We start from the raw sequence: 11,191 nt of genomic DNA on the forward strand, positions 1-11,191 counted from the left end.
GAGACAGGGCCCCCCACCTGTCGCCCCGCCGGTGTCGGGTCCGCCGGTCGGGTACGCCGGCGCGCGACCGGAACCGGGGACCGGGCCGACCGGCGGCGCAGCCGCCGCGCCGGGGCGGCCGGAAGTCGGGGCGTACGCCCAGCCGGGTGGACCGGAACCGGACCGCGCGTTGCCGGTGGCGGTGAGCGCGACGGCGGCCGGGGTGCCGGCCCCCCGCGCCGGGCAGGTGGACCCGGCCACGGAGCTGGAGTTGGCGCGGCGCTGGGCCGACGAGGCCGACCGGCACGCGCAGCAGGCGGAACTGCTGGCCCAGCAGCCGGCGTTGCTGCCCACCTGGTCACCGGCGGCCCGCGCGGTCGCCGTCTACCTCGGCTTCGCCGGCGTGTCGGTGCTGCTCATGCTGGTCATGGTGCTCGCCTCAGGGATGGGTGCGGTAGGCACCACCACCCTGTACGCCTGGATGTGCGCCGGCCTGCCCGCCGCCTCGTTCATCGGCGGCTGGCTGGTGCTCAACCGCTGGGGTCGTCCCGCCGTCGGCGCCGCCACCCCGCCCCGCTATCCGGTGCTGGGCTTCCTGCTCTGCTTCCTCGCCGTCCCCCTCGCCTACTGCGGCTACCTCCTCCTCTTCCGCACCCTCCGCTGAGGCTGTCACCGACGGGGTCGCCTCGCGGGACTGTGCCGCAGCCTCGGCGGCGGTGAGGAAGAGGTCCAACTCGCTGGCGGTGAAACCCTCGTCCTCCAGCAGGGCGAGCAGCAGTACGGTGCCGGCCGCCACGGCGTCGGTGCTGGGTGGCGGTGCCGGTCGCTCGCCCAACGCGGCACCGATCAGCGCCTCCGCCAGCGTCGGGTCCACGTCGACGCCGGTCAGGTCGTACCGTTCCCGGGCCGAGGCGACGAACCGGATCAGTGGTGCCCGTTCCTGCCCCGCCACGAATCGCCGCCGCGCGGCGACCAGCAGCGCCCCGGCCAGCACATCGGCGTACCGCCGCCACTGCACGTCGGTGAACCGGCGTAGCCGCCGGTCGTGACCGCCCAACCGGCCCTCCAGCAGGCAGCGCAGCGCGGTGGTCGGATCGTTCAGCATGCTCGTCTCCGTGGCATCCGTCTTGTTGTGTTGGCTCTCGCTCGGGCGCTGCGCAGGGCGATCGCCGCACCTCGGGCGATGTTGTCGACAGTGGTGTCCGTGGCGATCGGCAGCGTTGGCGCGGGCTCCGAATGGCCGTGCAGGGCCGCCACCCAGCGGTCGATGGCCCGCTGACCGACCGCCAGCCGGACGGCCACCAGGTCGAGGCGGTGCACGGCCAGCCCGAAGCGCCGTGTCGCGGTCAACGGGACGACGGGTCGGGCCCGGCCATCGACGCCGGACGCCGGATGGCTGACCTGTGGTCGATGGGCACGGCGGATGCCGTCCTCGGCGGCGGCCAGCCACCAGCGGGTTCGGGCTGCTCCGGCGGCGGCCCGGTCCGCGTCGTTGCGGGCCGTCCGGAGACCGGCGATCAGGTCACCAGCGGCACCGGAGACGGCCCGAGCCTCGCCGAGCCCGGCATGGAGTAGACCCAACGCCCGCCAACACTCGGTCACCGCGTCCTGCCAGGGCAACCGGCGACCTAGCGGCCCCGCGCCGTGGAGCAGCGACCCGGCCCGATCAGCCGCCACAATCGTCGCCGACCAGGCGTCCCGCAGCCCGTCGAGCGCGCCGTCGTGACCCGGCAACGTCGGCACCTGCCGGTGCAGCTCGTCGGCGGTCATCGAGTCGGCCGAACGACGGCCGCCTTGACCAGTTGGGCGAAGTGCACCTCGGAGCACGGGTAGTCCTCGCCGCACCCGCAGATCATCCGCGACACCGTGCGGGGTGCGTGGGCGACCAGGATGTCGTCGGCGTCTTCCAGGTCCTGCGGTGAACCGAGCGGGATCTCGTCTGCCGCGCGAGCATGCTCACAGCAGTAGCCGGATGCTTCGGGATCGTCGGCTGGTGGCTGGTTCCGGAGCGCCGGGTGCCGGTCGTTCGGCCTTCTTGTCGCGCCGGATTTCCTGCTTGCGTTGCGGGTCTTGCCGGGGTTGGTTGGTGTGCTGCGGCCCGCTCGCTGGTTCGCGTCGGGGCGCTTTCGAGCTGAGAGCGTCGACGGATCGCCGGTCGGCGTGCCGTCGACCGGCGGGGGCGGGGTTTCGTCGGATGGGGTCGAGGGTTTCTGCTCGTCGTCGGGTTCGTGGCGCACGTGAATGTCTCCCGTCCGTCGGTGTGGGGCCGGTGCGGAGGCCGTGGTCGGGTGCGAGCGGTCCACGGCACGCCCGGCCGACCGGGGGGATCGACCGACCGGGCGCTCTGTGCGGTGGGAACGACCAGTCCCGTGGGTGCTGACCAGGGAACCGATCGCGTCGAGCCTAAGATAACAAGCTATCGCAGTCAAGCTATCGCTTGCGATAACAAGGTGAATGGTGATCGAATGGTGGCGCTGACCAGGGAGTATCGCCATGCCACCAAGCCCGAAGTGGGTTGAACTCGCCGAGCACCTCCGGAAGCAGATCGCCTCAGGTGACCTGCCACCGGGTGAGAAGCTGCCCTCCACGTCGCAGCTGTGTCAGATTCACGGCGTGTCGTCGATCGTCGTGCGAAACGCAATGCTGACCTTGAAGGCCGAAGGGCTTGTGGTTGGCGTGCCCGGAGTCGGCGTCTTCGTCGCCGAGCGCTGAGCTGTCGCCCGTAGTGGCTCGTTCGGCGGAGATCTTGGACGATTCATGCCCCTCTGAGGGCGCTTTCGTAACAAGATCTACGGCTTGGAGGCAGTCGCGTCGGTGAGCGGATCTCAGTACGCTCCTGTGTGGTCGCTGCCCGTGCGGGGGTGGGGACTTTGCGTGCGAATGAGTCGGGGGAGGGCCTGTGAGTGCAGCGGAGATGATCGCCAGACTGGCGGCAGCCGCGCAGAAGTTGGAAGAGGCGAAGGCGAAGACGGCCGCCGCCGCCCAGGACGCTACCGAGGCGCGCCAACTCGTCGCGGGCGCGTTGCAGGGTGCCGCCGCTGGACCGCTGATCAGCATGATCGATTCTTATCGGCAGGCACTCGCGCAGGCCGCTCAGGGCAGTGAGCCCGCCAAGCAGCAGGTCCAGGAAACGATCACCAAGGTCCGCGCGCTGGGAAACTGACAGCGGGTGCTGGTAGCGCAACCCACCAGCCACCCATGATCAGGCCGGCAGCGCCCAACCAGGTCGCCGCACCTTCTCGGCGGCCAGATCGCAAACGTCGTCGCGAGCGGCGCGACCATGAGACTCCTCCAACCGAGCCTCGCGGTGGGATCAGCTCGGAGGCGATCGGATGGTGGACCTCCGCATCCGCAGCGGGCTACGCGACTTTCCAGGAGTTCTTGCCCGCTGTGCCGAAAACTATCGTCGGCACGGTGCTCGCGGTGGCTGGGGCAAGCGGAGCGTTCAAAGCATGGCGAGAAAATCGCCGCCAACGGAGGGGCTAGCAGTGAAGATTGACGACAAGGTGGAGAAGCAGGTGCGGGCGGTCCTCGACGCTCTTGTCCATCGTGACCCCGACCGCCTCGACCGTGCTATGTCCAACATCGCGGCGGGCCGGCAGTTGCAGGCGGCACTAGAGTTGTCCGTGGCGATCTGCGGGTTCGTTCTCTTTGAGACACACGACGGAGCACCGGAACCTGTTGACATTGATGAGATCGCGGGTGACCTGGAGTCGCAGGAGCGTTGGCTGGAGGTGGAGAAGGCCGAGGTCGTCGCGTTCCTGACGGCCCTGGTCGATCGTCGCCCCCTAAGCGAGGTCCTGCCGCGAGACTCGGCCGTCGTACTGCCGTTTGTGGTAGCAGCCAACCTCTTGGCTACCAGCAGTGCCCCTGAAGAGGGGGAGTGGTGGTTCAACTATCTGGACAAGGTCGAGGCGGCGATCGAGGCGGCGGGATGAGTGGCGTGAGCCGTGACGGTGGGGTGCTGGACGGGTTCCACGTCGGGTGGGTGCCGGAGGGGACCGGGGACGCGGTCTCGGACTTCGCCAGCGAATGGGAGGACGTCCAGTTCACCACCCGGGTGTGGGAGCGGCAGACGGCCGACGGATATCGGGTGGACCTGCGGGTGCATGTGTTGCGCGGGGAACGGCTGACCGATCTTGACGCGCTGCGTACCTTCCTCGCCGAGTATCACGAGCGGGACCTTGCGCTGTGGCACCTGACCGACTTTCCGCACGACGATGGTCCGGGCCTGCTGGGCGAGGCTCAGGCGTTCTGGCTTCCGGCGCCAGGGGCCGCGGTGAACGTCCTTGTCGATCCGGAACGGTTCGACGCGGTAACCCTCCAGACGGTCGCCCGCGCCGTCACGCCACAGCGGGAAAGTGAACGAATGTCGGATACGCGATAGGCAAGTCTTCCCGGTGTCCAAGGCGATCATTCGCCCGTATCCTGACGTGTTCATCGGGGCCTATGGACGTGGGGAAACGTGGATCCTCGACAGGTACGACGCTTGGCGGAACGGTCGGCCAACTTCGGGTTTCTGAAAGATCATCCGCTGCTGGTCTGGTACGGCGCCGGCGCTGAGCTGCTGGTCTATGTCGACGCGCAAGCGGCGATGTTCAAGATCCGTGCGTTCGGTGACGAGTTGGCCAAAGATCTGCTGCGGCGCACCGGGCTGCCGCCACGCAGCGACTTCTTTCACCGGGTGGAGGCGCTGCACGCGGACGGGACGCTGACCCGCGAGATCCACAGTGCCTTCCACAGCCTGCGGGACCAGGGCAACAAGGCGGTGCACGACCATCTCGCCGAGGTACGCGCCGCGTTGGAGATGCTGCGTACCTGCTTCGAGTTGGGCCTGTGGTTCCACCGGGCGACGACCGGTGACCGTACGCCGATCGGGTTTGTCCCGCCCACGCCGCCGCCGCAGCAGGTGCCGCGCAGCGTCGCCGATGCGCTCTCCGCCCAGGTGGACCGTTACCGCGCCGAGTTGGCTGAGGCGAAGCTGCTGCTCACCGGGGCACGGTCGGTCGACCAGGCGCGGGCCGACGCCGAGCAGGCCGCCGACCGGGCGGTGCGGGACGCCGCCGCTGGCCGCGACGAGGCCGCCACGCTGGTCAGCAGCCTGGAGCGGGCGGCACATGCCGAGCAGGAGCGGCGCGACGCCAGCCGACCCGGCAAGGTCTCGGCGGCGCGGCGCGAGGAGTTCATCGCCCGTGCCCGCCGCGCCTCCCGTGAGCCGCTCAACGAGGCACAGACCCGCGTCGAGATCGATCGGCAGCTCGGCGAGGCCGGCTGGCAGGTTCAGAACGAGAACCAGATCAACCTGTACGCGGGCCACGGCGTCGCGGTCCGCGAGGTGACCCTGGCCAATGGCCGCGCCGACTATCTGCTCTACGTCGACCAGAAGCTGGTAGGGGTCATCGAGGCCAAGCGCGAAGGCACCGCCCCGCGTGGTGTGGAGGCGCAACTCGACAGGTACCGGCGTGGGCTGACCCCGGAGCAGAAGCTGAGCGCCTGGCGGCGGGACGCCCCGTTGCCCTTCGGTTACGTCGCCACCGGCACCCAGACCGCGTTCGTGAACGGGCTCGACCCGCATCCGCGTACCCGGGAGATCTTTGCCTTTCACCGGCCGGAGACGGTGGCGCGGTGGATGCGGGAGGCCGACGACGACCCGGCCGCGCCGACGCTTCGGGCCCGGCTGCGACGGATGCCGGAACTGGACCCGTCGGGCCTGCGGCCGGCGCAGATCGACGCGATCGTCGGGCTGGAACGCGCACTGGCCGAGGACCATCCCCGCTCCCTGATCCAGATGGCCACCGGTGCGGGCAAGACGTTCACCGCGGTCACCGCGAGCCACCGGTTGCTCAAGCATGCCCGCGCCAGCCGGATTCTCTTCCTCGTCGACCGCAACAACCTGGGCCGGCAGACCCTCCAGGAGTACGCGGGCTACCAGACTCCCGGCGACGGGCGGAAGTTCACCGAGCTGTACAACGTGGACCGGCTCTCCGGTGCCGGGCTGCTCGACTCGTCGGTCGTGGTCATCTCCACGATCCAGCGGCTCTACGCGGCGCTGCGCGGTGAGAACCTGCCCGACCCGGACACCGACGACCGGGCGTACGACGACTATGAGCTGGACGCTCCGGCGGAGGTCGGCTATCAGCCGCGCCTGCCGCCGGAGACGTTCGACCTGATCATCGTGGACGAGTGTCACCGCTCGATCTACGGCCGCTGGCGGGCGGTGATCGAATATTTCGACGCGTTCGTGGTCGGTCTCACCGCCACCCCGGTCGCCCAGACGCTCGGCTTCTTCCAGCAGCGCATCGTGTCGTCGTACACCTACGAGGAGGCTGTCGCCGACGGCGTCAACGTGGGTTTCGACGTGTACCGGATCAAGACGCAGATCACCGAGGCGGGACACACCATCGACGCCGGGACGGTGGTGCCGCTGCGCGACCGGCGTACCCGCGCCGAGCGCTATCAGGAACTGGAGGACGATTTCCGGTACGGCGGCAGCGAGGTCGGCCGGTCGGTGATCTCCAAGGGGCAGTTGCGGTTGGTGCTGGAGACCTTCCGCGACCGGCTGTTCACCGAGATCTTCCCGGGCCGCAACACCGTGCCCAAGACGCTGATCTTCGCGCGGGACGACAACCACGCCGAGGAGATCGTCACCATGGTCCGGCAGGTCTTCGGGCGCGGCAACGACTTCGCCGCGAAGATCACGTACGCGTCCCGGCGGGACGGCACCAACCCGGACACCCTGCTCCAGGCGTTCCGCAACAGCCCGGAGCTGCGCATCGCGGTGACCGTCGACATGATCGCCACCGGCACCGACGTACGCCCCCTGGAGTGCGTCTTCTTCCTCCGGCCGGTGCGCAGCGCCACCTACTTCGAGCAGATGAAGGGGCGCGGCGCGCGCACCATCGACCCCGCCGAGTTCCAGGCCGTCACCCCCGACGCCCAGGTCAAGGAACGGTTCGTCATCGTCGACGCGGTTGGTGTCACCGAAGCCGAGTTGGACGAGGCGGTGCCGCTGCACCGCCACTCCGAGAAACAGATCTCCCTGCGTGACCTGCTGCGCAAAGCCGGCACGCTGACCGCCAACCCGGACGAGGTGGCCACCCTGTCGGCCCGGCTGTCCCGGCTCAACCAGCAGATCACCGACGCCGAACGGGCCGAACTCGCCGAACTGGCCGGGCAGCCGCTCACCAGCATCGCCCGGGGCCTGGTCGACGCCGTCGCCCCCGAACAGCTCAACCCCGCCAAGGCCGCCGGCCCCACCGCCGTACGCGACCTGCTGGCCGGCGCGCTGCGCCCGCTCGCCGCCAACCCGGAGCTGCGCGAACGCATCCTCGCCATCCGGCGGGCCCACGACATCACCATCGACGAGGTGAACGTCGACACCCTGCTGTCCGCGCGCGGCGTGCCCGCCGAAGAGCTGGCGCAGGGCATGCTCAAGGACTGGCACGCCTACCTGGAGGAGCATCGCGCGGAGATCACCGCCCTCCAGGTCTTCTTCGAGGGACGCGGCCGGATCGGGTACGCCGACCTGGCCGACCTCGCCCGGCGCATCGCCCGCCCGCCGCAAGCCTGGACAGCAGAATCGCTCTGGAAGGCGTACGTCCTGCTGGGCCGCACCGCCGACGCGCCCGGCACCCGAGGCGTCACCGACCTGGTCAGCCTGATCCGGTACGAACTGGGGCTGGATGCCGAGCTGCGCCCGTACCGCAGCGTGATCGAGGAACGCTTCCGAGGGTGGTTGCTGCGCCAGGAACAGGCGGGAGCTACCTTCACAGCCGACCAGGTGTGGTGGCTGGAGAGGATCAAAGACGTGATAGCAACAAGCGTGGAGATCAGCCCCGACGACCTCGACGGCGCCCCCTTCACCGAACGCGGCGGCATCGACGGCTACGCCACCACCTTCGGCCCCCGCGCCGAACCCCTCCTCACCGAACTGAACCAGGAACTCACCGCATGACCGTGCCCTTCGCTATTCCCGCTTCCTGGTCCTGGGGCAAGTTGAGCGACGTGGTAAGCCGGATTGAGGCGGGTAAGTCATTCACATGTCATCCCCGACGCGCTCGTGCCGACGAGTGGGGAGTCATCAAGGTCAGCGCGATGACCTGGGGGGAGTTCCGCGAGCAGGAGAACAAGGCCGTCCCAACAGATCGTGACATTGACCCTCGACACGAGATCCGACCAGGGGATCTACTTATAAGTAGAGCCAACACAGAGCAGTATGTTGGCGCACCCGTATTGGTTCAGAATTGCCGGCCCCAGCTCCTTCTCAGTGATAAGAGCTTGCGGCTTGTGCCTGCAGAAGATGTCGATCCCAGGTGGTTGCTCGCCGCGCTGGCCTCGCCGTTTGTGCGCCGTCAAATATCGTCGCGCGCCAGCGGGCAGCAGGACTCGATGCGAAACATCTCGCAAGGGGCTTTACTTGGCATTGACCTACCAATCCCGCCGCTTGCCGAGCAGTATCGAATTGTCGATTTTCTCGAAGACGCTTTGGCGGCCCTGGGGCGAGGGATAGATGCTTTAGCTGCTGCAGAGGTTAAGGTGCAAGCTCTCGATCGGCATCTACGCAGTCACGCTGTCGGTGGTGGGCGGTCGCTAGGCGAGACGATCCCTATGCGCCTACACGATGTGGCTGACGCGCGCACGCCGGTGCTTGGCGGCTATCTTCCCGATGGCTGGTCGGTGGCGACCTTGGGATCGATTTCCTCCGATTGGGGATACGGAACGTCCGCAAAATGTTCTTACGAGGCGAGTGGTGTCCCAGTCCTTCGAATTCCGAACGTGCAGAATGGAGAGATCAGTCTCTCGGATGTCAAGTACTCGGTTGATGTAGCGCAGAGCCTCGATGGATTTTTTGTAAATTCGGGAGATCTTCTGTTCGTAAGAACGAACGGGAGTCCGCGGCTTATTGGGCGTGTTGCTGTCGTGCGGCAGGATATGCCAGTCGCGTTTGCCTCCTATCTGATTCGCTTCCGTTTGAAGCCCGGTGTGGTTGACCCGGATTGGGTGGCGTTCGTTGTGTCCAGTCCGGCATGGCGGCGGCATATTGAGAAGGCTGCGGCCTCGTCGGCTGGCCAGTACAACCTGAATTCGAAGATTCTTGCGCGTTTGCCAATCCCGATGCCTCCGTTAAACGAGCAGCGGGCCTTGCTGTCCAGCATGGCTGAGACTCGAACTCTGATCAATGGCGTAGACCGTGAATTGATTGCGGCGCGGCGCAGGGCCGCTGCACTGCGAGCGTCCCTGCTGGCTGAGGCGTTTGCGGGGCGGCTGGTGCCGCAGGATCCGGATGATGAGCCGGCGTCGGATTTGTTGGCGCGGATTCGGGCTGATCGGGAGGCTGCGTTGCCGATGCAGAAGGCGCGCTCTCGGCGTACGAAGAAAGACTTGCCGGCACCGCCGACCAGGGTGACCGGTGACGACTACCAGCAGGAGGCGCTGCCACTGTGAGCGCGAGGAGTGAGCGAAGCGAGCCCCGCAGTCGTGAACGAAGGATGGCATTGTGAGCACCGTGGATTCGCGCCGGCTGGTGCAGAAGCTCTGGAACTACTGTGACGTGCTGCGCGACGACGGCGTGTCGACCATCGATTATGTGGAGCAGTTGACGTTCCTGCTGTTCCTCAAGATGGCTGACGAGCGGGCGCGGCGGTCGATGCGACCGGAGCAGATCGTGCCGGATGAGCTGAGCTGGCAGACGCTGCTGGACGCCGAGGGCGATGCGCTGGAAGTGCAGTACCGGCACATCCTGACCGGGCTGGCCAAGGAAGGTGGCACGCTCGGCACGATCTTCCGCAAGGCGCAGAACAAGATCCAGGACCCGGCGAAGCTGAAGCGGCTGATCGTCGACCTGATCGACAAAGAGAACTGGTCGGGGACCGGTGTCGACGTCAAAGGCGACGCATATGAAGAACTGCTGGCCCGGGGCGCGGAGGACACCAAGTCGGGGGCTGGGCAATACTTTACGCCCCGCGCGCTGACCGCCGCGATGGTCGACTGCACCCTGCCCACCCCGGACGACACGATCACCGATCCGGCCTGCGGCACCGGCGGGTTCCTGCTCGCCGCGTTCGAGCACATCCAGCGGCAGCACGGCAGCAGCCTGACCCCGGACCAGCGCCGTCGTCTCGCCGCTGGCGCGATCACCGGCACCGAGCTGGTCGAGGGCACGGCCCGGCTGGCCGCCATGAACATGCTGCTGCATGGCATCGGCACCCCCGGCGGCGAGTCGCTGATCACCATCGGCGATGCTCTCGGCAAGCCGCCGGCCCACCGGTACACCCTGGTCCTGGCCAACCCGCCGTTCGGCCGCAGCTCCACGATCCGGTCGGTGACCGAGACCGGTAAGGCGTCCCGCGAGGAACGGGAGATCGAGCGGACCGACTTCTGGGCCGCCACCGCCAACAAGCAGCTCAACTTCGTCCAGCACATCGCGTCGTTGTTGGAGATCGACGGCCGGGCCGCCGTCGTCCTGCCGGACAACGTGCTCTTCGAGGGCGGGGCGGGCGAGACCATCCGCCGCCGGCTGCTCAAGCAGTATGACCTGCACACCCTGCTGCGCCTGCCCACCGGCATCTTCTATGCCGGCGGCGTCAAGGCCAACGTGCTCTTCTTCGAGCGCAAACGTGCCCGCGAGCAGCCGTGGACCCAAAAGCTCTGGGTGTACGACTTCCGCACCAACCAGCATTTCACCCTCAAGCAGAACCCGCTGCGCCGCGAACACCTCCAGGATTTCGTCGACTGCTACCTGCCCGGCAAGGACCGGTCGGAGCGGGTCGAGACCGAACGCTTCAAGGCGTTCACCTATGACGAGCTGATCGCCCGCGACAAGGTCAACCTCGACATCACCTGGCTACGCGACGCATCCCTGGAAGACGCCGACGCGCTGCTGCCACCCGAGGTGATCGCCCAGGAGATCGTGGACGACCTCCAGGCGGCACTCCGCGAATTCGCCGCCATCGCCGACGCGCTGTCATCCCGCGCCGAGCCCGTCCAGCCCTCTCGTCAGCAACCGACAGACGAAACGGTGCGCGATCGGTGATTCACCGTCACGGGTCCCGGTCGCTGCGGTTCCGGGCGATCTCTTGGTTGATCGGGCGTGTGGATCTAACGGTGTTTCCGGCCTGACCTGCCGGGCGTTGTGCCTGGTGAGGAGGGTGCCGTGATGACCGCGACACTGAACGAGCAGTCCGGACGGAAGAAGCGGCCTGAGGCGTCGGCG

General features: G+C 67.8%; 10 protein-coding genes. 7 read left to right on the plus strand and 3 right to left on the minus strand.

Going from position 1 to position 11,191, the window contains the following annotated elements; translation table 11 throughout:
* Nucleotides 1–418: 418 nt before the first annotated feature.
* The 3 genes from C1I93_RS32680 to C1I93_RS23215 are packed head-to-tail and all read right to left on the minus strand — an operon-like array spanning nt 419 to nt 2,216.
* Nucleotides 419–1,084 carry a hypothetical protein gene (locus C1I93_RS32680; RefSeq protein WP_249412206.1) on the minus strand — a complete coding sequence of 222 codons (666 nt, stop codon included), beginning with the start codon at nt 1,082–1,084 and terminating at the stop codon, nt 419–421.
* On the minus strand, nt 1,078–1,749 hold the full coding sequence (locus C1I93_RS23210) for a hypothetical protein (RefSeq protein WP_111245411.1): 672 nt from the start codon (nt 1,747–1,749) through the stop codon (nt 1,078–1,080). The genes C1I93_RS32680 and C1I93_RS23210 overlap by 7 nt, the downstream gene beginning before the upstream one ends.
* Nucleotides 1,746–2,216, minus strand: a complete 471-nt coding sequence (locus tag C1I93_RS23215) for a hypothetical protein (RefSeq protein ID WP_111245412.1) — start codon at nt 2,214–2,216, stop codon at nt 1,746–1,748. Before C1I93_RS23215 ends, C1I93_RS23210 begins: the two co-directional genes overlap by 4 nt.
* Nucleotides 2,217–2,472: 256 nt before the next feature.
* On the opposite strand from C1I93_RS23215, the gene C1I93_RS23220 reads away from it, so the two are divergent.
* The 7 genes from C1I93_RS23220 (at nt 2,473) to C1I93_RS23250 (ending at nt 11,011) form a co-directional block, all read left to right on the plus strand.
* On the plus strand, nt 2,473–2,691 hold the full coding sequence (locus C1I93_RS23220; protein ID WP_111245413.1) for a winged helix-turn-helix domain-containing protein: 219 nt from the start codon (nt 2,473–2,475) through the stop codon (nt 2,689–2,691).
* 187 nt (nt 2,692–2,878) lie between these two features.
* Nucleotides 2,879–3,142, plus strand: a complete 264-nt coding sequence (locus tag C1I93_RS23225; RefSeq protein WP_111245414.1) for a DUF6244 family protein — start codon at nt 2,879–2,881, stop codon at nt 3,140–3,142.
* Nucleotides 3,143–3,467: 325 nt separating this feature from the next.
* The gene (locus C1I93_RS23230) at nt 3,468–3,917 is read left to right on the plus strand and encodes a hypothetical protein (RefSeq protein ID WP_111245415.1); all 450 of its coding nucleotides are present in this window, start codon (nt 3,468–3,470) and stop codon (nt 3,915–3,917) included.
* Between the two features lie 5 nt (nt 3,918–3,922).
* On the plus strand, nt 3,923–4,366 hold the full coding sequence (locus C1I93_RS23235) for a hypothetical protein (RefSeq protein WP_111245416.1): 444 nt from the start codon (nt 3,923–3,925) through the stop codon (nt 4,364–4,366).
* Nucleotides 4,367–4,468: 102 nt separating this feature from the next.
* Nucleotides 4,469–7,933 carry a DEAD/DEAH box helicase family protein gene (locus tag C1I93_RS23240; RefSeq protein WP_212808320.1) on the plus strand — a complete coding sequence of 1,155 codons (3,465 nt, stop codon included), beginning with the start codon at nt 4,469–4,471 and terminating at the stop codon, nt 7,931–7,933.
* On the plus strand, nt 7,930–9,423 hold the full coding sequence (locus C1I93_RS23245) for a restriction endonuclease subunit S (RefSeq protein ID WP_111245418.1): 1,494 nt from the start codon (nt 7,930–7,932) through the stop codon (nt 9,421–9,423). Before C1I93_RS23240 ends, C1I93_RS23245 begins: the two co-directional genes overlap by 4 nt.
* A 52-nt stretch (nt 9,424–9,475) precedes the next feature.
* On the plus strand, nt 9,476–11,011 hold the full coding sequence (locus C1I93_RS23250) for a type I restriction-modification system subunit M (protein ID WP_111245419.1): 1,536 nt from the start codon (nt 9,476–9,478) through the stop codon (nt 11,009–11,011).
* Nucleotides 11,012–11,191: the final 180 nt, after the last annotated feature.

It is taken from the genome of Micromonospora endophytica (genome assembly GCF_003236305.1).
In the GTDB taxonomy this organism is placed as follows: Bacteria; Actinomycetota; Actinomycetes; order Mycobacteriales; family Micromonosporaceae; genus Micromonospora; species Micromonospora endophytica.